This is a genomic window from Thiohalophilus thiocyanatoxydans, from assembly GCF_004366735.1.
Lineage (GTDB): Bacteria > Pseudomonadota > Gammaproteobacteria > UBA6429 > Thiohalophilaceae > Thiohalophilus > Thiohalophilus thiocyanatoxydans.
Genome location: NZ_SOQX01000002.1, coordinates 180,902 through 205,179 on the forward strand (window position 1 = coordinate 180,902; position 24,278 = coordinate 205,179).

Consider the following 24,278-nt stretch of genomic DNA (forward strand, 5'->3'; position numbering starts at 1 on the left):
AATACATCCTTGCAGGCTCGTTGGCCACGGTCCTTGTGGTCGACGGCCCGGGAAGGCGTGACAATACTTCATTCATACCTGTACCGGTATTCGGAACGCTTAATTTAACGGGAGCCGAAGGTGGAATATAAGGATTATTATCAGATACTGGGCGTCGAGCGTAATGCGACACAGGACGAGATCAAGCGTGCCTATCGTAAACTGGCGCGCAAGTATCATCCCGATGTCAGCAAGGAAGCGGATGCCGAGGATCGTTTCAAGGAGATGGCGGAAGCCTATGAGGTACTCAAGGATCCGGAAAAGCGGGCCGCCTACGACCAGCTGGGCGCCAACTGGCAGGGCGGCCAGGATTTTCGGCCGCCGCCGGACTGGGATGCCGGGTTTGAATTCAGCGGCGGCTTCGGTGGCGGCGCCGGCGCCGACTCTTTCAGTGACTTTTTCGAAACCCTGTTCGGCCAGCGCGGCGGCATGGGGGGTATGGGTGGCGCCGGCTTTCGCAGTCGCGGCGAGGATCATCATGCCCGGGTCTTGATCGATGTGGAGGACGCCTTTCACGGCACCGTGCGCAATCTGACCCTGCATGCGCCGGAAGTGGATAATCAGGGGCATGTGCGTACCCGCGAGCGCAGTTTGAATGTGCGGATTCCCAAGGGGGTCCGCCAGGGCCAGCATATCCGGCTGAGCGGGCAGGGCCATCCCGGCATGGGAGGTGGCCAGGCGGGGGATCTCTATCTGGAAGTCGACTTCAAGCCGCATCCCCTGTACCGCGTCGAGGGGCGGGATCTCTATCTGGATCTGCCCCTGGCGCCCTGGGAAGCGGCGCTGGGTGCCCGGGTCAAGGTACCGACACCCGACGGCGAGGTGGATATGCGGATTCCGCCCGATTCGCAAAGCGGGCGCAAGTTGCGGCTCAAGGGCCGGGGTATTCCGGGCAAAACACCCGGGGATCTCTATGTCACACTGAATATTGTTCAACCGGCGGCCGACAGCGACAAGGCGAAGGCGTTCTATCAGAAAATGGCCGAGGAATTTGATTTCAACCCGCGGGCAGGTCTGGGAGTGTGAATCATGACGGAACATCAGGAATCCGTATCCGGTATTATTCTTGACGAGAGCACCACCTTCAGTCTGGATGAACTCAGTGGTGCCTGCGAGGTACAGGTCGAGCTGATCGTGGCGCTGGTCGAAGAGGGGATTATCGAACCGCTGGAAAGCCGTTCGGTCGAATGGCAATTTCCGGCGACCCAGCTGCCTCGTGCGCGCAAGGCCATGCATCTGTATCATGATCTGGAGCTTAATCTTGCCGGTGTCGCCCTGGCCCTGGAATTGCTGGACGAGGTCAGCGAATTGCGTTCACGCCTGCGCCAGCTTGAATCATCATTTTAATAACCTGACCGGATAGTGTTGTGACTGATCCCAAAGCCGCTCTGAAAGAGAGCATTGTTCGTCAGCGTGAATCGCTGACAAAACTGCTGCAATCTCCCTTGTATGCCATCGCCGAGGCCTGCAGCCGTGTCTGGGGGGATCGGCGGGCACTGGATGCGGTCTTGCAGGAAAAACTGGAGACGGTGCCCCACTGCAAATTCCTGTATGTCCTGGACACTGATGCTATCCAGATCAGCGATAATGTCTCGCCTGACGGGGTTGTTGAAAATGATTACGGCCGGGATCGCTCCTCGCGCCCCTATATGTGTGAAGCGGTCCCCAGCTCCGGTTTTCTGTTGTCCGATGCCTATATCAGTCTGCGCGCCATGCGGCCCTCGCTGACGGCGATTCAGCTGGTGCGAAACAGTGACGGCAAGGTACTGGGATTCCTTGGTGCCGACTTCGATCTGCGTGATCTGCCTCTGACCCGGGAGCTGTACGAGGAACCGCGCTATTGGCAACAGATCAAGGGTGATCCTTCGATTCGTGGCACGGTATTTCATCAGTCACGGGTCGATAGCGAAATGGACAAGCAGTTCGACACGATTTTATCAGTGGTCGAGGAGTTGATGACCGGGCACGGCGTATTTCACGTGATTCTGCATTTTTCCAGCAGTCGGGCCATTATCTGGCAAATGGAGGATCCCTATCGCTATCGCCTGCTTGATATTGATTCGTTGATCGATCCGGACATTTGTCTGGCCTACCCGCATCAGACCTATTCGACCGAGGCCGCCGTGCCGTCCTCCCAGATCAGTGAAGTGTTGAAGGCGTTCAAACAATTGCGCTTTATGGATGAAACATTGTATTTACGTTCAGGCACGCTGAATATTTTCAATGGCCTGGTCGGTCTGACTTTCTCCTGTGATGGTTCGCACTATATTCCCTATGATGAGTTCCTGGATAAACAACATGCCTTCTGGGATATGAATGTCGACGCCTGAGCGGCCATGCAACGGCGGAACTTACCGGTACCGTCGTATTGTGCAGACAAGATAAAGCGATGCAATCATTACTGACTCTGAAAATCGACGGCAAGATCGTGCAGGAATTTGATCGCAATACCCGTCTGCCGGGCAGGCAGCGGGACTTTCTGGATAAAATGGACGAGGATATGAGCCGGGGTATCCGACTGGCGGAAAAATATGTTCCGGAACCGGACAACCTGCAACGCGCCCGTTATGTTGCCATGCATCTTTTGCAGGCGTTCGAGAAGGAGGATCAGGGCATGATTACCGCGGCCTTTGCCTATCTGGCACAACGCATGCCTGCGCTTAACACTGTTCAGATTGACCACGATTCGCAGGGGGTTAACTTGCAATTGAAGCTGGATCAAGAATAACTGCGTACCGATCACATGCCTGCTCATCACTCCCGTGCCGAGGATCGCCTTCCAGACACCTTTTATATCGATTTGGAAGTACTGCTCGAACACCATCCCGACGGAATCAGTGAATATGCCCTGTTAAAAGAGCTGAAAGCCCGGGGCTATTTTACTTTTTTATCAGACAGGCCGGCGCCGCCGGAGGCGTTGTTCAAGGCGCACTTTTTGCTGTTTCATGCGCTCTATCATTTGCAGAAATCCTGTTATTCCGAGAAAAAGGCTTTTCTTGATATCGGACCACTGAATATCTGCCTGCGGGATTATCAGGCCGGTGAGGCCGCACTGGCTACACCGGATAATCTCGCCACCTATTATCTGGATCTGGCGAACCTGGATAACACCTCCACAGAGGATATTGAAGCATTGCTCGCCACCTTCTGGCGTGAATACACCCGTTTTGATAACCGGGCGGCGGCGCTGGCCGAGCTGGGCCTGGCAGATCCGGTGGATGAAACAGCAATCAAACAGGCTTATCGGCGCCTGGCCATGCTGCACCATCCTGACAGGGGCGGGGAGGCGCGGCGTCTGCAGACTATCAATGCGGCGTACGAGACCCTGTGCAAATCACGTTTCTGATGATATGACTTTCATGATTCCGTGTCTGGAGTCCCGGGGAGATACCGGCAAGGGAACGCAAAGCACTCAATGACACTGAAAGCAGCTGAACAGATACAGTGGGAGTTTCCGGTTCTCGTGTTCAGTGCTGCTTCAGTGTGTACCGGGCCTTTCAATAACCTGCCTGTCATCCCTGAGGTGTGCGAGTCTCATCCCGATCTGGAAAGATTGCGGGATACCCGGCGCCTATTTTTTAATCGCGTTGGTCAGTGTTTCCAGCATATCCATCGGCAGGGGGAAGACAATCGTGTTGGTCTTGTCGCCGGCAATCTCGGTCAGGGTCTGCATATACCGTAACTGCAGGGCCGAGGGCTGTTTGGCCAGTATCTCGGAGGCGTTGGCGAGTTCATTCGCGGCCTGACGCTCGCCTTCGGCATGAATGATCTTGGCGCGGCGTACCCGTTCCGCCTCGGCCTGTTTGGCAATAGCACGGATCATACTGTCATCCAGATCGACATGTTTGATCTCCACGTTATTAACCTTGATGCCCCAGGCGTCGGTTTGCTCGTCCAGGATTCTCTGGATGTCGGCATTAAGTTTGTCGCGTTCGGAGAGCATCTCATCCAGTTCATGCTGTCCCAGAACGGAGCGCAGGGTGGTCTGGGCCAGCTGGCTGGTGGCCGAATAATAGTCCTCGACCTGAATGATAGCTTTCTCCGGATCGACAACCCGGAAGTAAACCACCGCATTGACATGCACCGAAACGTTATCCTGGGAAATGACGTCCTGGCTGGGGACATCCATGACGATAATCCGCAGGTCCACTCTGACCATTTGCTGGATTAACGGCACGACGATGATGAAACCGGGTCCCTTGACTTTCCAGAAACGTCCCAGGGTGAAAATAACCCCCCGCTCGTATTCGCGCAGGATACGGATTGCACTGAACAGGAAGATGACGACCAGTGCGATAATGATATAGAGCGTGTAATCCGTCATGTTATTTCTCCTAGTGGGTAGACTCGTTCAGAGGCTCGACGGTCAACGTCAGCCCCTCGGCAGCAGTGACCCGGACTCGCTGGCCGGGTTGTAACGGTTGATCGCTTACTGCTTGCCAATGTTCGCTGTGGATCAGAATCGTCGCCCGGTGATCGTCGACAGTGATGACCTTGCCGGTCCCGCCGAGAAGCTGTTCCATGCCGCTGACAACCGGTCGTCGTCGGGAGCGCATTGCCAGACCGACCACGACGACGAACATCAAGACACTGCTCAGGGCAAATGCGGCGATGACCCCCGGGTTGATCCCGTAACCGGGCGCAGTGGTGTCAATCAGGATGATTGAGCCGAATACGAACGCGATTACCCCGCCAATACCAAGGATGCCGAAGCTGGGCTGATAGGCCTCGCCAATCATTAATGCGATACCGAGTATTATCAGCGCCATACCGGCATAGTTGACGGGCAGTAATTGCAGGGAATACAAACCCAGCAACAGGGCGATGGCGCCGACCGTGCCCGGGACAATGGCGCCGGGGTTCGAGAATTCGAAAATCAGCCCGTAAATTCCGATGAGCATCAATATATAGGCGATGTTGGGGTTGGTGATGACGCTGAGTAAACGGCTGCGCCAGTCCGGATTGCGGGTTTTGACGGGCATATTCCGGGTATTGAGTACCTGTTCCTGATCCAGAACATCGAGTTTGCGGCCGTCCAGTTGCTGGAGCAGATCCGTGTTGCTGCGCGCCACCAGATCGATGACGTTTTTCTCCAGGGCTTCCCCGGCGGAGAGGCTGGCGGCCTGACGCACCGCCTGTTCCGCCCACTCGGCGTTACGACCGCGCAATTCGGCCAGACCCCGGATATAGGCGACGGCGTCATTGATCGCCTTGCGTTCGCTGGCGGATTTTCCCGGGTCCGGTTTATCCGACTCCTGTTCCGATGCCGGTTTCTCGTCACCCGGTTGGCCGGAACCGCCGAGTTTTACCGGTGTGGCCGCGCCCAGGTTGGTGCCCGGCGCCATGGCGGCGATGTGGCTGGCATAGAGAATATAGGTTCCCGCGCTGGCGGCGCGCGAACCGGTGGGTGCGACATAGGTCACAACCGGGATCGGCGAGCTGGTGATACTTTTGATTATGCCGCGCATGGCGCTATCCAGCCCGCCCGGCGTGTCCATGCGAATCAGAATCAGCCCGGCCTGTTCGCCGGGCGCACTCTCGATGGCCCGGGTGATATAATCTTCCGTGGCGGGGCCGATCACATCCTCGATGCTGAGCTGGAGTACGCTTCGGGTCGATGTCTCCTCGGCCGCTGCCGGAGCGGTAATAATGACCAGCAACAGCAGAGACATTAATCGTTGAGCGGCTTTCCACATGTTGAATGTTACTCGCATAATCCTTTACCCAGCATAGCTGCTCCGACAGTTATTTTCGACCGAAGGCACGGGCAGAAAAACAGGGAAAAACAATGAGACAAGAAAAGGCGATCGACAGCGGGTTATCCAGCGACCGTTTTCCCCCGGGATTCCCGCTAAACAGGCGTGGCGAATGGCCGACCACATGGCCCTTGATCGGTACTGCCGCGTTTTTCGGGGTACGCCGTAAATACCTCCAGGCAGACTCGACGATCCGGGGAGTCATGTCGGCAGCGCGTACCTGCGTGGGGATTCGGAACGCTTGTTCAGCAGCCGGGACAATGCTGTACCTGGTATTGGCCGGGCTCTCCGGGCCTGTGTTTGCCGAGGAGCAGCTCAGTCGTGAGCAATATGTGGCGCAATCACACGACGATCTGTTGGCCCCTTGTCGGAGCGAGGCCTTCGTCAGTTGCCTTGAGACCACCGAAGCGCAATGTATCCAACAGGTCAATCGGTTGGTCGAAACCTGCAGTGAGGCGCTGCCGGCCAACCTCACGGCAGAGAATTTTAATGATTCCGCCGTGGGGTATGCCGGATGTGTGTTTGACGGGCTACAAGCGGCATTCGACAAAAGCACCGAGGAGATCGGTCAATGTGAAAACGAAGCAGGGATGCGCTAAACAGCGGCTTCGAACAGCATTACACTTCCCGCGCCTTGCGGGATGCTTTACGGGATGTCAAAGCGGGCGCGTATTCGGAGCACTTTTTCAGTTATCGACCTGCTTCAGTGATAACACTGACTTATGGCGGTGGCGAAACTCCCAGCAGTGATGAATCTTCGGATTGCGCTCGAAATCGCGCGGCAGCGTCTGGCGATGGATATCGGTGATTTCCAGCGCGCCAAGGGCGGTTTCATCCAGCTTGAAATTGCGCAGGTTGGTGGAAAACAGCAGTACACCCCCTTTACGTAACCGCTTCATGCACTGGCGGATGAGCCAGATATGATCACGCTGAATATCCAGATTCGTCTGCATCCGCTTGGAAGTGGAGAAGCTGGGCGGATCGAGAAAGATTAGATCGTATTGCGGGGCCGTGACCGCCTGTTGCAGCCATTCCAGACAGTCGCGCTGGATAAAGCGATGCTCGCTGCCGTTCAGGTCGTTGAGTTCCAGATTGCGCCGCGCCCAGTCGAGATAGGTCTTTGACATGTCGATCGTGGTGGTGCTGCGGGCGCCGCCATGGGCGGCATAGACCGTGGCGGTGCCGGTATAGGCAAACAGATTCAGAAAATCGCCGCCCGCGGCCAGCTCGCCGAGGCGGGCGCGCACCAGGCGGTGATCCAGGAACAGGCCGGTGTCGAGATAATCCTCGAAATTCACCCAGAAACGACACCCGTTTTCCGTCACCGGATAAAAGTGGCGTTGCTCGGCCAGTTTTTCGTACTGGGCCGTGCCTTTCTGACGCTGGCGTACCTTGAAAAAGAGCTGCTGTTCGTCGATCTGCAGGCTATCGAGAATCACCCCGAGGGCTTCACGCAGCCGTTGCCGGGCTTTGGCGCTATCCACGCTGCGCGGCGGCGCGTATTCCTGTACATGGACCCGGCGCTGGTCGCCTTCGAAAACATCGATGGCCAGCGCGTATTCGGGCATATCCGCGTCATACAGTCGATAACAGTGAATATTCTCACGTGCCAGCCAGCGTGACAGCTGTTTGCGGTTTTTCTGCAGCCGGTTGGCCAGCATCCGGGCATTATCGGTGAACTCGGCTGGCGTTAACGGCCGGGGATAACCGCGCGGGCTGATGTCGTGTTGCTTATCCACCTGGTAGTGGAACAGTTTGCATTCGATGGGGCCGTTATACAGGCTGTGGCGACGCAGACTGCGTAGTTGTAACTGGCCGGTCAGTTCCGGGTTGCCGGTGAACAGGGCAACCTGCCAGCCGGCAAACTGCTGTTTGAGCGTCTGGCCGAGTTGTTGATACACCCGGGGCAGATCGGAATCGCTGCCCAATCGCTCGCCGTAAGGGGGATTGACGATCACCAGGCCGGGTTTCAGATCGGCGGCGGGGTGCAGCTGCTGCAGCGACTGGCAATGCAGGTCGATGGCAGCGTCCAGTCCGGCGGCCTGGACATTTTGCCGGGCGCCGTCGATGGCCCGCGCATCAATATCATAGCCCTGGATCGCCGGCAGTCGGGCCAGGCCCTGCTCGCGGCGCTGTTGCGCCTCGGCATACAGCTTCTGCCACAGCGTCGGATCATGCTGGCGCCAGCCGCTGAACCCCCAGTACTCACGCAGTAGCCCCGGGGCGATATCGGCGGCGATCCAGGCCCCCTCGATCAGCAAGGTGCCGGATCCACACATGGGATCGAGCAGCGAGCCCTGTTCCCGGGCGATCGCCGGCCAGCCGGCGCGCAGCAGAATCGCCGCCGCCAGGTTCTCCTTGAGCGGTGCCGCCCCCCCGGCTCGCCGATAGCCGCGCCGGTGCAGGGAATCGCCTGAGAGATCCAGGCTGACGCTGGCCCGGTTGCGCTGCACATAGACATTGATCCGCACATCGGGCCAGCCGGTGTCGACGGACGGCCGCTCACCGTCCCGCTCCCGGAATTGATCGACCACGGCATCCTTGGCTTTGAGCGCACCATACTGACTGTGTGTGATGGTCGACTGATTGCTCTGAAACTGGACAGCAAAGGTATCGGCGATCCCGAAATGCTCGCGCCAGTCGATCTGTTGCACGCCCCGGTAAAGGGCCTCGGGCGAGTCGGCCGTGAAGCTGTCCAGTTCCAGCAGGACACGGTTGGCCACCCGGCTCCAGAGACAGACCCGGTAGGCCTCTTCGAGGGTGCCGCGGAAACGGACTCCGCCCCGGGTTTCCTGCGCCTGCTCGATCCCCAGCGCGTGCAGCTCCTCGGCCAGGAGCGATTCCAGGTGCAGGGGGGCGGTGGCAAACAGGGCGTAATCGGACATGATGGGTTAAACCGCTGAAAAAACGGCTAGTTTACCTTCTAATGGCCGCAGAGGGCAGCCTGAAGGGGGAGATCACCGGTTTATTTCCTCCTGCGTGGAGGCAGATTATCCGGTGCTGGCATTCAATCACCGCTTTGCTATGATGAAGGCCCGGCGAGAGGGCCGCGGTTTTGATAAAAAACGGTTTACGAATTAATTCAACATGCCCCTGCGTTTGTGAGTTTGTGTGATGGAATTTCTGACCACCGCCAACATGCCGTTCACGGCCAATGAGTTACAACGTTACCTGCGCATAGAGACCCTGCCGTTATGGTGTGCGTCGATCGATCGTGTTCTGTCGCATCAGGGCGAGCGGGGCCGGATTTATTGCCTCTGGGGTGAATTTGCGATTCATCAGGAGATCCTGCGTGACGGCGTACGCTTTACATTGCCGGGTTGTCCCAATGCCCTGCAGTGGACCGTCACCGCCGATGGCGATAAACAGAGCGGTCAGGTCCTGGTGCATTGCACGATTAACCAGCTCCGGGCAGATGCTGATTTTATCGAGTCACTGGAACAGTTTATGAGTGACTGGCAAGCCGGACTGCAAGCCTGGCAAGCCCGTTTGCAGGAGCTGGCCGATGATCGCGACATTCCCGAGTGCGCGCCCTGGTATGGTTGATCGGTCTCGGCGTGAGGCTGACTGTTCCTGTCGCTGTTCCTGTGGTTCTGACGAATCATGATGGATCCCGTCCCCGAGGGGGGGGGTAGAGACGCATCGTGCTGTTCGACGCCCCCCGGTATCCGGCATAATGCCGAAATCATTCACTGCATGCTGACGAACAGGAGTCTGTTATGAACAGAATGCTATTGTTAATCGTGATGTTATTGACCAGCCTGATAGCAACAGCGGACGAGCGTGCGCCCTGGGGGACATCCGAGGCGGTGAAGCAGGACTATCAACCGCAAAAAGTCGTGTACGATGTGGCGGTCTCGTCTCGCAAAGAGCTGGAACAGGTTTTTGATCGGGCCAGTTATCTCAGCCAGGTTTATGAGGCCGATCCCTTTTCCGCCTCGATCGTCCTGGTCCTGCATGGGGATGAAATTCCGTTTTTTGCAGTTAAAAACTATCTCAAGTACAAGGAACTGGTCACCCGTGCCCGGAGCCTGACAGTGGGCGATGTGATCGATATCCGTATGTGCCAGATTGCCGCCCGGGGCCATGGCTATGCACCGGAAGATATTCACGGATTTGTTCAAATGGTACCGATGGCCGATGCCGAAATTATTCGCCTGCAACGGGAAGAGAACTATGCCTATATGCAATAATCCCGTGAGTGATATCGGGGGCATGCTATCCCGGAACGACATTGACAGGTATTCGATTTATGGCAAATAAAAAAGGCGGCTCGACCCCGTTTAAAAATCCCCGCAGTCACCTGACGGTGCGCAACGCAACCAATCAGGATGTGCAGGCGATTGCCGCATTGACGGATCGGGTCTATAACAGCAGCACCGGTCAGTCCGGCTATTCGGAAGGCTCGATCCGGGGCCAGATTAACAACTATCCGGACGGACAGTTTGTGGTGCTGGTGGACGACAAGGTGGTCGGCTATTGTGCCACATTCCGGATTTCCGGCAAGGTGGCGTTGCGTCCGCATACCTGGGCGGAAATTACCGGCAATGGCTATGCCTCGCGACATGATCCGAGGGGGGAATGGCTCTATGGCATGGAAGTTGTGGTCGATCCCGATTATCGCGGTTATCGAATCGGCAATCGTCTTTATAACGAACGAAAAAAACTTTGTGAATCACTGGGGCTGAAAGGAATTGTATTCGCCGGGCGTCTGCCAACGCTGGCCAGGCGCATCAAGCGTTTCAACTCGGTCGAAGAATACGTTGAGCAGGTCAAGCAGAAGAAAGTCCGTGATCCGGTGCTCTCTTTTCAACTGCGCAACGGCTTTGAAATTATCGATATTATCCAAAATTACCTGGATTCGGATCGCGATTCATTGGGGTATGCGGTTCATCTGGTCTGGCACAATCCCAAGGTTCAACAGGAAGAAGAGCATGAACGTAGCAAGCGCTATGGTGAGCGCCTGCCCGATACAATACGTATCGGTACTGTGCAATACATGCAGCGGCGAGTCCGTTCATTCGAGGAGTTTCTCGGGATTGTCGAATACTTCGTTGATGTGGTGGCGGATTACCAGGGAGATTTCGTGGTATTTCCGGAAATGTTCACCCTGCAATTGCTCTCCATCGAAGATCAGCAGCTGCGCCCCTCCGAATCGATCGAGGCGTTGACCAAATATACGCCGCACTTTGTCCAGGCATTACGTGATATGGCGCTGCGTTACAATATCAATATTATCGGCGGATCCCACCCGACCCGGGTCGAGGACGGGCAAGTGGAGAACATCTCCTATGTCTTCCTGCGTGACGGTCGGGTGCATGAACAGCCCAAGATCCACCCGACACCAAACGAGGTCTACTGGTGGAATATTGAGGGTGGCCGGGCGGTCAATGCCATCGAGACAGATTGCGGGCCGATTGGCGTACTGATTTGTTATGACTCGGAGTTTCCGGAACTGGGTCGCCATCTCGCCGATCAGGGTGTGCAGATCCTGTTTGTGCCGTTTTGTACCGACGAGCGCCAGAGTTATCTGCGGGTGCGCTACTGTTGTCAGGCCCGGGCGGTGGAAAACCAGTGTTATGTGGTGATGTCCGGCAATGTGGGTAACCTACCGAATGTCCATAACATGGATATTCAGTATGCCCAGAGCTGTATCCTGACCCCTTGCGATTTTCCCTTTGCCCGCGACGGCATTGCCGCGGACACCACGCCCAATGTCGAGACAGTGGCGATCGCCGATCTGCGCCCGGAAACCCTGCAAGTGGCACGCAATAGCGGCACGGTCCAGAATCTGCATGATCGTCGCCATGACCTTTACAATGTCCAGTGGCGTGGTAAATAACCGTTTTACTCGGGCATAAATTCTCTGTACGAACGGTTGTTTTTGGGGTACATAAGGCTATATTGTAAGTGCGTCAGGTAATATGATATCCACAGTTCAGAGTTTACAGTCTTGAAGTTACATTATTTCACCGCCTTTTATCGATCCGCTTTCCGGTCTGATGCGCGCATACCTGTTTATCTGCCTGTTAATAAAGCCTTTCCCGAGTCCCGTTTCGAACAGGATGAGCGGAATGTTGTTGCCCTGTACAAGGGAAACCATTCGGTCTCGTCTAATATGAGTGTGTTATGACAAATTTTTTTGAAGGAATCTGGTCGCTGCAACCCTGGCAGCTGGTGTTGTGGACCCTGATTGTCACCCATATCACCATCGCCAGTGTGACAATCTTTCTGCATCGTGCCCAGGCGCATAACAGTGTGAAGCTGCATCCGCTTATCAGCCATTTTTTCCGTTTCTGGTTATGGTTGACCACCGGGATGGTGACCCGCCAATGGGTGGCAATTCATCGCAAACACCATGCCAAATGTGAAACAGACGAAGATCCGCACAGTCCCCAGGTCAAAGGGATTCGTAAGGTGTTGCTGCAGGGCAGCGAGTTGTATCGCGCCGAGGCGGCCAATCAGCAAACTCTGGAACAGTATGGCAAGGGGACCCCGAATGACTGGCTTGAACGGCATGTTTATACAGCTTATCCGTATGCCGGGATCATATTCCTGTTGTTAATCAACTTCAGTTTGTTCGGTCCCATCGGGATCACTGTTTTCGCCGTGCAAATGCTCTGGAATCCAATCTGGGCCGCCGGGGTAATTAACGGGATTGGTCATTTCTGGGGCTATCGCAACTTCGAAACCGGTGATGCGTCGCGTAACATCATTCCGTGGGGCGTGTTTATCGGTGGGGAGGAATTGCATAATAATCATCATGCCTATGCCGCTTCGGCCAAACTGGCGAACAAACCCTGGGAAGTGGATATCGGCTGGGTCTACATTCGCCTGCTGAGCAGGCTCGGGCTCGCCCGGGTACGAAGTGTGGCGCCCCGGGCCATGAGCCGGACGGACCAGCAGTACCCGGATAGGGAGACCGTGCGCGCGGTCGTACGTAACCGTTTTCATATTCTCAAGATCTACGGTTGCCAGGTCATCAAGCCGGTGTTGCGGGCCGAACGCAGTAGCCTGGACCACTCCTATCGTAAACTGTATCGGCGTCTGCGCCGCTGGATGACCCGTGAGGATGTGCAGCTGGACGCTCATGACAACCGGGTATTGGCAGCGGCTCTGGAACAAAACCAGACCCTGGCGACGGTCTATCGCTTCAAACAACGGCTCAAGGAGCTGTGGGCCCGTTCAGCGGAGAATCCGGCCCTGCGCCTGCACTGGCTGCAGCAGTGGTGCGCCGAAGCCGAGCGTACCGGCATCGCCGTACTGGCGGAATTTTCCGACTATCTGAAGGGGTATCGCGTCTACAACGCCTGAACTGCAACAGGCGTTGTGCATGGCCGGTACTTTGACTTTAATCACTGCGGCGGCCCTCCCGGCGATCCCGTCAATCCCCGCCCTGTGAGCGTGATGACCACATCCTGTGGCCGACGCGGCAACACGGCAGTACCCAAGTGGTACTCGCAACGCAGAGTCAGGCGGCGGCAGACAAAACTGTCGACTTAATCACTTTATTTTTCTGGAATTATCTTAATCGCCTGCCATACTTGTTGGCCGATACCGTGATCGTCCGACCTGGACGCTGATCCGGAATCCACCTGCTGGTTCTGGCCGCAGGGTGAGGGTTATCCAGGGGCTGGGTACTGCAAAACCTTCGATTGAGAGGGCCTTATGGCGCATCAGATTACGATGAAGTTTGCGCAGACCGGTCTGTTAGGCCGGCAACAGACGATTCAACTACTGGACGACCGAGCGCTGCGGATCCGCGAAAAACGCAACAAGCGACAGCGTGAATACAGTATTGACCTGCTGGCACTGGATCCAAACAGTCAGCGCAGATTTGCCTGGTGCTGGTCCTGGCTGACTGGCAGTGGGTTAACCCTGTCTGGTGTACTCGTCCTGTTCTGGTTATTACAGTACTATCTGCCCGGCGCCGCCGACGGCTATTTACTTCTGACACTGGTACTGGGTAGTTTGCTGACTATCGGGCAACTCTATCTGTTCTGGAAATACAGCAGTCGGCAACAGGTTTTTCTCTCCCGACATGCCAATATCCCGCTGCTAAAGCTTCAGATAAACCAGCCTTCGCGCAACGAATTTGAACAGTTCGTCCAGCGTCTGGTGCAACGTATCACTGAACTGGATGAAAATTTCGAACTGTCCACACAACAGCAATTATCCGGCGAACTGCGCATGTTAAGGCGTCTGAGCAAAAACCAGGTCATCACTCACGCTCAATACGCCCAGGCGAAGGAAGAACTCTTCGGTCGTTTTGAAGAGTCGCCCGCCCCGGATGTCCCGTTACCGGATATGGCCGATGCCTGATAACAGTTGACCGACAGGGGCGCCCGACTTCGAAGTGAGTCGCGAAAACCGGGGTGATCAGGCATAATCGTACTCGTGTCGAAACAATGCATGAGTGAGTCGCTTTATTTATGCAGCAAAATAATCATGATGATAGAGCGCAGCGGTGGTGCGTCTATATCCTGCAGTGTAATGACAAGAGTCTGTATACCGGCATTACTGTCGAACCACTGCGACGAGTAGAAGAACATAACCGGGGAGACAAGCTGGCGGCCCGGTATACCCGTGGACGACGGCCCGTTACCCTGGTATATCAGGAGTATTGCCCCAGCCGTGCAACGGCCGCCAGTCGCGAGGCCGCCATCAAAAAACTCAGCCGGACGCAGAAACTGGCCCTGATCGCGCAGTGCGCAAACCCGCCGTCTGATACTGCCTATGACTGATATCGATCCGAGACTGACAGCTGATTGTCTGATACTGGGTAAATTCCCGCTCTCCTATCTGCTGTTGATGCAGGATGCCAACTATCCCTGGTTTATTCTGGTGCCGGATCGGATGAATATTCGGGAGATCTACCAATTATCCCCCGGGGATCAGCAGCAATTGCTGCATGAGTCCTCGCGCCTGGGCGAGGCGCTGATGACAGGTTTTAAAGGGGACAAGCTCAACGTCGCGGCGCTGGGTAATGTTGTTCCGCAACTGCATTTGCATCACATTGTGCGTCATCAGTCGGATCCGGCCTGGCCGGCGCCGATATGGGGAAAAGTTCCCGCCCGTCCCTACGATGCTGATTTGCTCGAGCATGTGATCGGGGTACTTAAACAGGTATTGCGCGAGGACATTACGTATCGGGTGTAGACTGTCCGGGACAGCGGCACTTTCAGTGTCGTGTGATTTCCTGGACGATGACCCAGGGTGCGACGACCACGCTCCAGAAGTCCGGTTGCTGTTCACTCCAGTTCAGCGCGTGCTCGTCATTGGCGCGAGCAAGTTGCTTGTGCTGAATCCATTGCTCGATGCGCGTCTTGTCATCTTCGGCGAATGCCGCGGCGACCTCGATCAGATCCAGTTGCGAATCGGCAACCACCACCACGCCACGGGCGAAATGACGCTGCAGTTCGGACCAGGGTAACTGCCCGGTTTCCAGGTTCAGTTTCTGTCGCAGTTCAGCGGCATTAAGTTCAACCGGTTCGTCTGACATGGCATTCAGTACTTGTTTGCAAAAATGTGGATTATACCGGATGGGGCTGGAGCTGTCCCGCCACGCCCGGCATTGAAATCCCACATTTTAAAGATAGTGGATTACGGCCCGGCGCAATTCTTCCAAACCCGGATCAGTGCGGGAACAGATCCAGCATTTTCGGGTTCTCCAGCATTTTGTAGGAGACGATCAGCGAGGCCGCCGTCCAGACCTGGTGTTTGTTGGAGCGTCGTCCGATGAGCCGCCCGGTACGTCCGTCATAGTATTCCGGCCATTCATCCAGCGGCAGTTTGTTCAGGGCAACCTGGAAGGCGCGTTCAGCCAGGTCGCCGCGTCCGGTCTTCAGTGCGGAGGCAATAAACGGCCACAACAGCACCGGCCAGTTTCCGCCGTTTTGATAGGACCATGGGGCGTTTTTGGGGTCGCTGCCGGTTCGTACCTGCCACTCCAGCCCCTCCATGGCGGGGTAGATGATTTTGAGTGGCATCGCGCCGACCAGATCCGGCCAGCGCTGTTCATACAGGCGGATAATCCGCTCGGATTGTTCCTCGGAAGCCAGGCCAAACATAATGGCCAGCAGGTTGCCCAGGGAAAAATAACGAAAATCAATACGCCCGACGCCGATATTGCCGACCAGATAGCCGCAGTCATTGGGCATCCATTCAATGACCCAGTCCGGGATGGATTCGGGATAGACATTCAGTACATTGACGCTATCGTGTCCGAATTCTTCGGTGGTATAGCGGTGAATTTCGTTCAGGCGTTGCAGGTCCAGCCAGTAAAACAGGCGGACATAACTTTGCAGGGCGTGCTCGCGGGTCAACGCTGTGTTGACCAGCGAGGAATCGCTCTCCGGATCCTTTTCCTCGAGCAGGGAATGAATAATGCGCAGTACACCATAAAACAGCGACTGAATCTCGAGCGGGTGGCCATAGATTCCCATGCGCCGATCGATCATGCTGCAGGCGTCCGGTACCAGCAGTGCGGGGGTGACTTCAAAGGAATCCTTCAGGCACAGATGGAGAATCTGTCGCATGGCCTGCTGGAAATCGGGCCGCTTGGCCAGTGAGTCATCCCCGGTGCTGCGGGTGTAGATAAACAGCAGGATCAGCCACCACATCATGGAATCCACCGGAGCAACCCGCCCGATGGCCTTTTCACCGAAATCGGCCTGCAGGTGTTCATTGCCATCGAAATCGGTGGCGACGGTGAAGCTGGCCGGCATGACACCGGGCTGGATTTCATGCCCCGCGACGGTGCGCTCGCTGGTTCGCAGCTCCAGTACCGCTTCCAGAAAATTTTTGACGATCTCGGGCTTGCCGTCGGCCAGGAACACCAGCGCGGAGGGGACAAAGTCGCGAATGAAGCACTCTTCGTAGTTGGCGGCGGCCAGGTGGGTATGTTTCAGTGCCGCCACTGTGCCGATCGGTTTGCCCTGATACTGGACGATCGACTGATTGAGAATCTCGTAAGCGCGTTCTATGATATGTTCTATGGACATAAATGGATTCTTAATCCGAATGGTCAGGAATTGAGTGGCTGATGATTATAGCGATGTCGTCGATTCTCGCAAATACCCTACAATTATTATGCCAGCATGGCGGCATCCAGGGGAACCGCCTCGCAGATATTCCGCGTGCCGGTTATGATTGTCTGACTCACGGCTGGCGCGGCCAATGACAATGACAAGGTTATCAGGCCCGGTGCGACCTGTCATTTTCGGCGAAGTATTGTTTGACATGTTTCCGGATGGCACTGCCGCGCTCGGCGGGGCACCGTTCAATGTAGCCTGGCATCTCCAAGGACTGGGGCTGTCGCCCCTGTTTATCAGTCGAGTCGGTCAGGACAAACTCGGTGACCGGATCCTGCGCGCCATGGATGAGTGGTCAATGGATAGCTCGGCGGTCTACCAGGACCCGGATCATCCCACCGGCCGTGTGCAGGTGAGCCTGCAAAAGGGACAGCCTGCCTTTGACATTGTGCAGGATGTCGCCTACGACCATATCGAACCGTCGATGGTCAGGAATCTGTATGCGAATACGTCCTATGGCATCCTGTATCATGGCTCGCTGATAAATCGCATGCCCACCTCGGCAGAAAGCCTCTTCCTGTTGCGCCAGATGGCGCCATCGATCTTCGTCGACATCAACTTGCGTGCACCCTGGTGGAACAAAGAACAGATTGATGCCCTCCTGCAGGGCATAAACTGGCTCAAGCTCAACGACACGGAACTGCAGGCCTTGACCGGCTGTGCGATTGACGAAAAAAAACAGATCGAAGAGAACGCACGTGCAATGCTGGAAAACTACGGCTTGCAGGCACTGATTGTTACCCGGGGCGCGGCGGGCGCCATGTTAATCACCTCCGAGAAGACCAATAATATCGCCCCGATCGAGGTGAACCGGATGGTTGATACGGTCGGCGCGGGTGACGGGTTCAGTGCCGTATGGCTGGTGGGCCTGCTCCGGGGTTGGCCCTATGTCCTTACATTGGAGCGGGCAGTCGAGTTCGCGGCAGCAATCTGCCGATTGCGTGGCGCTGTCAGTCAGGATAAAGAGTTCTATCATTATTACCACTATCACTGGATGTTATGAATAATAATACCGATAGTTCAGAACCACTCTACATTGTTTTGATCAGTGTGCATGGTCTGATCAGGGCCAAAAACCTTGAGCTTGGACGGGATGCGGATACCGGTGGCCAGACTCTGTACGTGGTGGAATTGGCCAGGGCGCTGGCAGAGCGTGATGATGTTGCTCGGGTTGATCTGCTCACCCGGCTGGTCGAAGACCCGAAAGTCTCTTCTGATTACAGTCGGCCGGAAGAGAAATTATCGGACAAGGCCAATTTGATCCGTTTGCGTTGTGGCCCCCGGCGTTATCTGCGCAAGGAAGTTTTGTGGTCCCATCTGGATGAGTTTATCGACCATGCCTTGCAACATATTCGTTCGGTAGGTCAGGTACCGGAGTTTATCCACGGACACTATGCCGATGCCGGGTTGGTTGCTGCCCGGGTGGCCGGTCTGCTTGGATCGCCAATGATCTTCACTGGCCACTCTCTGGGGCGTGAAAAGCATCGACAACTGTTGAACAAGGGGATTAAACGGGAAAAACTCGAATCCCAGTACAACCTCAGTCAACGGATTGAAGCCGAGGAAATTGCCCTGGGCACGGCGGCAATGATTGTGGCCAGTACCCATCAGGAGATCGAGGAGCAGTACGCCAAATACGACAATTACCACCCCTCGCGCATGGAAGTAATCCCCCCCGGCGTGGATATCAGCCGGTACCGACCGCCAGAGAAAGGTGAAGCACGACCGAAAATTTTTCAGCAACTTGAACGCTTTCTGCTCAAGCCCGACAAGCCCATGATTCTGGCTCTTTCCCGTGCGGATGAGCGCAAGAATATCACCACCCTGGTCAAGGCCTATGGCGAATCACCCGAACTGCAAAAAAAAGCCAATCTGGTCATCATTGCCGGAAATCGGGATGACATTAGCCAGATGGAAAAAGGTCCCAGAGAAGTTCTCAAAGAATTGCTGTTGCTGTTTGACAGGTATGATCTGTATGGCAAGGTCGCCTATCCTAAACATCACAAGTCGGATGATGTTCCGGAACTCTATCGGCTGGCCGCTCAGACTTATGGTGTGTTTGTTAATCCCGCGTTAACAGAGCCGTTTGGACTGACCCTGATAGAAGCGGCGGCCAGTGGTTTGCCAATTGTGGCAACCAATGATGGCGGACCGAGCGAGATTGTCTCCAATTGTCAGAATGGGGTTTTGATCGATCCCTATGACAGTGAAGATATAGCTAATGCTTTACTAACCGTTCTGGCAGATCGGAAACAATGGCGGATCTGGTCCAGAGAGGGTTATGAAGGATCTCATCGGCATTACAGCTGGAAAGGACATGCCAAGACCTACCTGGAGAAAATCAGCGGCTTTCGTGAACATCACTATCGCGCGAATTTTGTACCAACGGGAAAAACCCGTCTTGTGTCGCTGGATCGCATTGGCTTCACTGCCATTGATAATGCCCTGTTTGGCGATAAAGAAGCACTTAAACGCCTGTTAACTTATCTGGCAGAGAGCGGAAAATATATCGGAATGGGGCTGGCTACCGGACGAACCCTGGACTCGACTTTGAATTTTATCAAGCGTTATAACCTGCCGACACCGGACATTCTGGTGACCTCGGTCGGCACGGAAATTCATTACGCACACCAGGGTGAACGTATTGTGGAGGATAATGCCTGGCGGAGGAATCTGGATTATCGCTGGGAACCCCGCGTCCTGCGCAAGGCTATGGAAAAATGCCCTGGCGTTGAATTGGCAGCGGAAAGCGAACAACGCGAGCACAAGATAAGCTATAAGCTGGATCCCGAAAAAGCGCCGGGCGTCCGGGAAATCAAGCGTCATTTACGTCGTCACGATCTGCATGCCAAGGCAATCCTGTCGGAAAAAACCCATCTGGATTTATTACCCATTCGCGCCTCCAAGGGTCTGGCGATACGCTATCTGTCTATAAAATGGGGGATCCCGCTGGATCGGATCCTGGTGGTGGGCGATTCCGGCAATGACGAAGAAATGCTGCAGGGCAGTACTCTTGGTGTGGTTGTTGCCAACCACAGCCCCGAGCTGGATAAACTACGCGACAAGCCGCGAATCTATTTCACTGAAAACAGTTATGCAGACGGAATTATTGAAGGGATCGAATACTACAACTTTCTCGACAAAGTCCGGATTCCAAATGATTAGGAAGGATTTGAAATAACGCGGAGCACGCAGAGCCGTTTATGCCCGTTGTTTGGGTGCAAAGGCGCGGAGAAGAGAATTTAATGTTTCTCTTGTTTGGGATTCTCTTCATGAATTTTTTGTGGCACGACGATATTGGTTCTTAACTCTGCGCCTCCGCGGCTCTGCGTGCTCCGCGTTAATTGTCGGTATCGTTGGGAGAACCGTCAATCATCCAGGTTAATGTATAAGGTATATAGTGGGCCAGGCCTTCGAGGATGCCGGCGGCGTAATTGCCGTTCATACCCAGAAAGCCACCCTGGGCGATATACAGACGATCGGCATAGCCATTCTCATCGGCCATTTTGCGGGCCTGTTGCTTGATTTCATAACTTGCGTTATGGACCAGTGTGGCCCGGATATCACTGCAGAGGACTTCCAGATCATTACCGCTATCCCCGGAGAACACGGTCCGGGTGGAATCAAAGCCGTATTGTTGCATCAGGAAATGGATGGCCTGTAATTTATTGGCGCGTTGCGGGAGAATATCGAGCAGGCCGATTTGTTTGGCATCATCGATGCTCCAGATGACGTTATAGCGGATCGGGTGCTTATCCAGGCACTGGTGGATCTCCTCCAGCAGTGCTGAAATCGTTACATCGACAGGCACATAATAACTGAGCTTGTAATCATTCTGTTTGCTCTGCTCCTGGAGTGTCAGAACATCGATTTCAGCCAGCCACTGTCCAATATCCTCCCGCTGGTAACCTCCCCAGTCCCGGCTGATTTCCTCCCGCCAGCTCTCCAGCAGTGCCCAGCTGTTGTCGTGAACCGTGTATATGGAGGTGCCGACATCGCCAATGGCATAATCAGGCAGGGGCAGTTCCCACTCGCTTATGGCCTCCTCAAGCAGAACCCGGTCTCGGCCCGAGACATACGCCAGAAAGACATCTTCCCTTGTCACGATGCTGCCAAACAAGGGCCGTGCGCTGTCAGATTCCGGATACTGGCCGTTGGGAATCAGGGTGCGATCCAGATCAGTACAAATCAGAATGGGCTCAGTCATGGTCTATACGGAACAGGTTTTTTCCCTGCAGTGCCTGGCTGCCGATAATTGCCGCGGCGGCACTCCAGCCTTGTCGATGTGTACCTCCGGCTATCAGTTTCTTGCCGTGAACAAATTCCGGGAAGCACCATTTCTGCCCGTCACAGACCAGCGCATTGGCCTGGTTAATACCGTGCAGGTACTTTTCCGCCAGGGGCTGTTTGTCGCGCCGGGCGAGGTCGGCGACATAAAAGCCGGTCAGCATCGACCATAGTCCGCCATTATGGTATTCGTAAGGTTTGTTCTTGAACGTATAGGAGAAGGTCATTTGCAACTCCTTCCAGTCCCTGTCTGGCGGGTGAATGACCGGATGAAATGCCGGCAGCAGGGCCAGCTCTTGCGGGGTAATGTCTTCGATGAACTGATCGACGGCCTCGGACTGGGCCGGATCCGCGACATCGAGTAGCGAGACCAGAATATTGGCAAAACTGTCAAACCGGTAACCGTAGCCCGTAGGGGAGAAAAAAGGCATCCAGTAACGTCCGGCACAGCCGGGCGCGGCCTCGCGGCCCTTTTTGTACAGGATTTCATGATAGACGTCGTCGGGAATGCCGTCCCCGTCATGCAGCCAGTAATTGGCCTGAATAAGGTGCTTGAGACGGGCGAGGCGATCCTGCAATGCATGATCAACAGTCTTTTGCAGATCCTGATGTACGGTTCGCAGTGTCCTCAGGGCCTGCAGGTAGAGTAGTTGATCATATAATACGTAGCCTGAATGCAGATATTCATCGGCCCAGTCTCCGGCCTGCGGGACGTAAAGCAATCCGCGATTGTTGAATTCCCAGGCGCCCAGTAAGAAACGGATTTTCTCCAGTACCGGCACCATCTTTTCGATAAACGGCCTGTCTCCTGTCGCTTTCCAGTATTCCCCGCAACCGATGACAAACCACAGGCTGGCATCGACCCGGCCGGTGGTGCCGCCATAACTGATCCGGTTTGCCGCCGGATCGACATTACTGGGGATTTCGCCATGAGGTCCCTGGTGGCGTGCCAGGGTTTCCAGCGTTTCCCGGGCGGATTCGACCAATTCCGGTTCGTCGGTGAGCAGGGCGGCGAGGGAGAGAATCACGCCGTCACGGGACCAGATACGCCGGTAATTGTCATTATTGCTGGGGCTGGCAAGAAAGCCGACCCGGGTTCGGCATTGATGTAGCAGTTCGCAGGCCTTTTGGTAACCCTGCTCCTGGCTTTGATTCCGGGGCTGCTGTCTTGACATCGTAGAGGGAACTCGCCAAGTTATAGCTATGGAGTTACACAACAGTTTATGTCGATTTGAACAACGAAGCAACGCGCACAAGAGGGTGTTTTGAAATCACAACAGCCGTATCAGATTTACCTCGAACCGGGAGAGCTCGCTCGTGCCGCCGCACGACGTTGGGTTGAATTGGCCCGGGAATCAATTCGTGCGCGGAACAGTTTTCATGTGGCGCTGGCCGGCGGCTCGACGCCGAAGCCGGTTTATCAGTTGTTACAGCAGGAGGAGCTTGAGTGGGACAAGATCCATCTTTACTGGGGAGACGAACGGGATGTGCCCGCAGATCACCCGGAGAGTAACTATTTGATGGTAAAAGAGGCATTGATCGATCATGTTCCCATTCCGAACGATAATGTCCACCCGATCCGGGTCGAGGCGGATATCGAAAAATCCGTTGAGGAATACCGTCGGGTTCTGGAGAGGGTGCACCGCAGCCCCGACGGGTTTCCCTGTTTTGATCTTGTCATGCTCGGCATGGGAGATGATGGGCATATTGCTTCGCTGTTTCCCGACAGTTCGGCATTGACCGTTGCCAATACCCCGGCAGTCAGTGTCTATGTAGAGAAGCTCAACAGCTGGCGGGTCACCCTGACCTATCCGGTGCTGAACGCGGCCCGCAATCTGATGTTGCTGGTGAGCGGCGAGAGCAAGGCGCCGGTTGTGGCACAGGTGCTCGGCGGCGATGGCGATGAGCGCTACCCGGTCCAGAAACTGGCGCCACAAGGCCGGGTCGAGTGGTACCTGGATCAGGCGGCAGCGAGCCAGCTGCCCGAAGCGCTATGAAACAGGTTATCGCCGGTGACATTGGCGGGACCCATTGTCGTCTGGCCCTGGCGCAAGTCGATGTCCGTAGTGTGACTCTGCGGCAGCAGGTTGACTATCTCGCGCAGGATTTTCCGGACTTTGAAGCGGCACTGGCGCAATTCATTCACGAGCATGCGTCCGGTGAGGCCATTGAAGCAGCCTGTTTTGCCATCGCCGGTCCGATCCACTCGCACCGGGCAAGATTGACCAATCTGCCCTGGACCCTGGACAGTCAGCAACTGCAACAGCGATTTGGCATCCTCCAGGTGCACCTGATCAATGACTTTGCCGCCAACGGCCACGCGCTGGCGGTGCTGAGTGAGGGGGATTATCACGTGTTGCAGACAGGCGAGTCCCTGTCAGGCAATCGGGTCATCCTGGGGGCGGGGACCGGTCTGGGCATGGCATTGCTGGGGGATGTTCAGGGGCAAGTTCAGGTCCGGGCGTCCGAGGGCGGGCATATGGACTTCGCCCCCGTTGACGAGGAGCAGGACGGGCTGTTGCACTTTTTGCGCCAGGAGCTTTCGCGGGTCAGTTATGAGCATCTGTTGTCCGGTCCCGGGCTGTTGCGGATCTATCGTTATGTTGCCCGTCGCCGGCAGGTCGATACCGGCATGGTTTGCGAGGCCACGGATCCGGCGGCAGCGATCAGTCGTCGCGCGCTAAGCGGTGAGGATCCGGCCGCCGTGCAGGCACTGGAACTGTTTTTTCGCCTCTACGGCAGTTGCGCCGCCAACCTGGCACTGGTCGGTTTGGCAACCGGCGGTGTCTATCTGGCCGGCGGAATGGCCGCCCGCCTGGTTGAACCGCTTAGCCAGAGCGGATTTATCGCCGCCTTTAACAACAAGCCACCGATGAGCGAATTATTACAACGTATGCCGGTCAGGGTAATCACCAACCCCCGCGCCGGCCTGCTCGGCGCGGCGTGGTACGCGGGTAATCGATAAATACCCTCCGTATACACTCAGGGATTATTCTTTTTTCAGTGTCCTGGTAACCAACGCGGAGGACGCAGAGACGCGGAGACGCAGAGTTTTATTGGTTTTTATATCAGCAGATTAAATGCATTTTATGAGCTACTTAAC

At 55.6% G+C, this 24,278-nt stretch carries 24 protein-coding genes; 17 read left to right on the forward strand and 7 right to left on the reverse strand.

From position 1 onward, the window contains the following. Positions 1-120: 120 nt before the first annotated feature. Genes EDC23_RS04520 through EDC23_RS04540 form a run of 5 tightly spaced genes read left to right on the forward strand, consistent with a single transcriptional unit; the run spans position 121 to position 3,385 of the window. A complete protein-coding gene (locus EDC23_RS04520; protein ID WP_134081622.1) occupies positions 121-1,065 on the forward strand; it encodes a DnaJ C-terminal domain-containing protein in 945 nt (314 codons plus the stop codon). A gap of 3 nt (positions 1,066-1,068) precedes the next feature. Then, positions 1,069-1,386, forward strand: coding sequence for a chaperone modulator CbpM (locus EDC23_RS04525; protein WP_134081624.1), 318 nt, complete (start codon positions 1,069-1,071; stop codon positions 1,384-1,386). A gap of 20 nt (positions 1,387-1,406) precedes the next feature. Beyond that, complete coding sequence (locus EDC23_RS04530; protein WP_243830714.1) at positions 1,407-2,369, forward strand: PDC sensor domain-containing protein; 963 nt, start codon at positions 1,407-1,409, stop codon at positions 2,367-2,369. Between the two features lie 59 nt (positions 2,370-2,428). After that, a complete protein-coding gene (locus EDC23_RS04535) occupies positions 2,429-2,767 on the forward strand; it encodes a hypothetical protein (protein WP_134081626.1) in 339 nt (112 codons plus the stop codon). Positions 2,768-2,782: 15 nt separating this feature from the next. Then, positions 2,783-3,385: a DNA-J related domain-containing protein gene (locus EDC23_RS04540; RefSeq protein ID WP_134081627.1), complete on the forward strand. Its 603-nt coding sequence runs from the start codon at positions 2,783-2,785 to the stop codon at positions 3,383-3,385. A 225-nt stretch (positions 3,386-3,610) separates the two neighbouring features. On the opposite strand, the gene EDC23_RS04545 is transcribed toward EDC23_RS04540, so the two are convergent. Both EDC23_RS04545 and EDC23_RS04550 read right to left on the reverse strand, forming a co-directional pair. Next, positions 3,611-4,363, reverse strand: coding sequence for a slipin family protein (locus tag EDC23_RS04545; RefSeq protein WP_134081628.1), 753 nt, complete (start codon positions 4,361-4,363; stop codon positions 3,611-3,613). A gap of 10 nt (positions 4,364-4,373) precedes the next feature. Then, positions 4,374-5,735, reverse strand: coding sequence for an NfeD family protein (locus EDC23_RS04550; RefSeq protein WP_134081629.1), 1,362 nt, complete (start codon positions 5,733-5,735; stop codon positions 4,374-4,376). Between the two features lie 92 nt (positions 5,736-5,827). On the opposite strand from EDC23_RS04550, the gene EDC23_RS04555 reads away from it, so the two are divergent. Then, on the forward strand, positions 5,828-6,394 hold the full coding sequence (locus EDC23_RS04555; protein ID WP_134081631.1) for a hypothetical protein: 567 nt from the start codon (positions 5,828-5,830) through the stop codon (positions 6,392-6,394). Positions 6,395-6,481: 87 nt separating this feature from the next. Here the strand turns inward: EDC23_RS04555 and rlmKL are convergent, their stop codons facing one another. Next, complete coding sequence (gene rlmKL / locus EDC23_RS04560; RefSeq protein WP_134081633.1) at positions 6,482-8,680, reverse strand: bifunctional 23S rRNA (guanine(2069)-N(7))-methyltransferase RlmK/23S rRNA (guanine(2445)-N(2))-methyltransferase RlmL; 2,199 nt, start codon at positions 8,678-8,680, stop codon at positions 6,482-6,484. Positions 8,681-8,909: 229 nt separating this feature from the next. On the opposite strand from rlmKL, the gene EDC23_RS04565 reads away from it, so the two are divergent. From EDC23_RS04565 to EDC23_RS04595, 7 genes are all read left to right on the forward strand, one after another. After that, positions 8,910-9,341 carry a hypothetical protein gene (locus tag EDC23_RS04565; RefSeq protein ID WP_208321278.1) on the forward strand — a complete coding sequence of 144 codons (432 nt, stop codon included), beginning with the start codon at positions 8,910-8,912 and terminating at the stop codon, positions 9,339-9,341. 173 nt (positions 9,342-9,514) lie between these two features. Next, positions 9,515-9,988: a DsrE family protein gene (locus EDC23_RS04570; RefSeq protein ID WP_134081635.1), complete on the forward strand. Its 474-nt coding sequence runs from the start codon at positions 9,515-9,517 to the stop codon at positions 9,986-9,988. Positions 9,989-10,047: 59 nt separating this feature from the next. Further along, positions 10,048-11,637: a bifunctional GNAT family N-acetyltransferase/carbon-nitrogen hydrolase family protein gene (locus EDC23_RS04575; RefSeq protein ID WP_134081637.1), complete on the forward strand. Its 1,590-nt coding sequence runs from the start codon at positions 10,048-10,050 to the stop codon at positions 11,635-11,637. A 287-nt stretch (positions 11,638-11,924) separates the two neighbouring features. Then, a complete protein-coding gene (locus EDC23_RS04580) occupies positions 11,925-13,109 on the forward strand; it encodes a DesA family fatty acid desaturase (protein ID WP_134081639.1) in 1,185 nt (394 codons plus the stop codon). Between the two features lie 354 nt (positions 13,110-13,463). Continuing rightward, positions 13,464-14,117: a hypothetical protein gene (locus tag EDC23_RS04585; RefSeq protein ID WP_134081641.1), complete on the forward strand. Its 654-nt coding sequence runs from the start codon at positions 13,464-13,466 to the stop codon at positions 14,115-14,117. Between the two features lie 110 nt (positions 14,118-14,227). Then, entirely contained in the window at positions 14,228-14,539 is a 312-nt protein-coding gene (locus EDC23_RS04590; protein ID WP_134081643.1) for a GIY-YIG nuclease family protein, read from the forward strand. Next, positions 14,532-14,954: an HIT domain-containing protein gene (locus EDC23_RS04595; protein WP_134081645.1), complete on the forward strand. Its 423-nt coding sequence runs from the start codon at positions 14,532-14,534 to the stop codon at positions 14,952-14,954. Before EDC23_RS04590 ends, EDC23_RS04595 begins: the two co-directional genes overlap by 8 nt. Positions 14,955-14,976: 22 nt before the next feature. Here the strand turns inward: EDC23_RS04595 and EDC23_RS04600 are convergent, their stop codons facing one another. Then, positions 14,977-15,297, reverse strand: coding sequence for a DUF2288 domain-containing protein (locus EDC23_RS04600; protein ID WP_134081648.1), 321 nt, complete (start codon positions 15,295-15,297; stop codon positions 14,977-14,979). Between the two features lie 133 nt (positions 15,298-15,430). After that, positions 15,431-16,798, reverse strand: coding sequence for a glycoside hydrolase 100 family protein (locus tag EDC23_RS04605; protein ID WP_134081649.1), 1,368 nt, complete (start codon positions 16,796-16,798; stop codon positions 15,431-15,433). A 202-nt stretch (positions 16,799-17,000) separates the two neighbouring features. Here EDC23_RS04605 and EDC23_RS04610 point away from each other — a divergent pair, with 202 nt between their 5' ends. Then, on the forward strand, positions 17,001-17,891 hold the full coding sequence (locus EDC23_RS04610; protein WP_243830715.1) for a carbohydrate kinase family protein: 891 nt from the start codon (positions 17,001-17,003) through the stop codon (positions 17,889-17,891). Next, positions 17,888-20,053: an HAD-IIB family hydrolase gene (locus tag EDC23_RS04615; RefSeq protein ID WP_134081653.1), complete on the forward strand. Its 2,166-nt coding sequence runs from the start codon at positions 17,888-17,890 to the stop codon at positions 20,051-20,053. The genes EDC23_RS04610 and EDC23_RS04615 overlap by 4 nt, the downstream gene beginning before the upstream one ends. 175 nt (positions 20,054-20,228) lie before the next feature. Here the strand turns inward: EDC23_RS04615 and EDC23_RS04620 are convergent, their stop codons facing one another. Together EDC23_RS04620 and EDC23_RS04625 are read right to left on the reverse strand one after the other, a co-directional pair. Next, positions 20,229-21,095, reverse strand: coding sequence for an HAD-IIB family hydrolase (locus EDC23_RS04620; RefSeq protein ID WP_134081655.1), 867 nt, complete (start codon positions 21,093-21,095; stop codon positions 20,229-20,231). Continuing rightward, positions 21,088-22,350, reverse strand: coding sequence for an amylo-alpha-1,6-glucosidase (locus EDC23_RS04625; RefSeq protein ID WP_134081657.1), 1,263 nt, complete (start codon positions 22,348-22,350; stop codon positions 21,088-21,090). Before EDC23_RS04625 ends, EDC23_RS04620 begins: the two co-directional genes overlap by 8 nt. Positions 22,351-22,440: 90 nt before the next feature. Here EDC23_RS04625 and pgl point away from each other — a divergent pair, with 90 nt between their 5' ends. Together pgl and glk are read left to right on the forward strand one after the other, a co-directional pair. Beyond that, on the forward strand, positions 22,441-23,172 hold the full coding sequence (pgl, locus tag EDC23_RS04630; RefSeq protein ID WP_208321279.1) for a 6-phosphogluconolactonase: 732 nt from the start codon (positions 22,441-22,443) through the stop codon (positions 23,170-23,172). Beyond that, complete coding sequence (glk, locus tag EDC23_RS04635) at positions 23,169-24,140, forward strand: glucokinase (protein WP_134081659.1); 972 nt, start codon at positions 23,169-23,171, stop codon at positions 24,138-24,140. The genes pgl and glk overlap by 4 nt, the downstream gene beginning before the upstream one ends. Positions 24,141-24,278 lie beyond the last annotated feature (138 nt).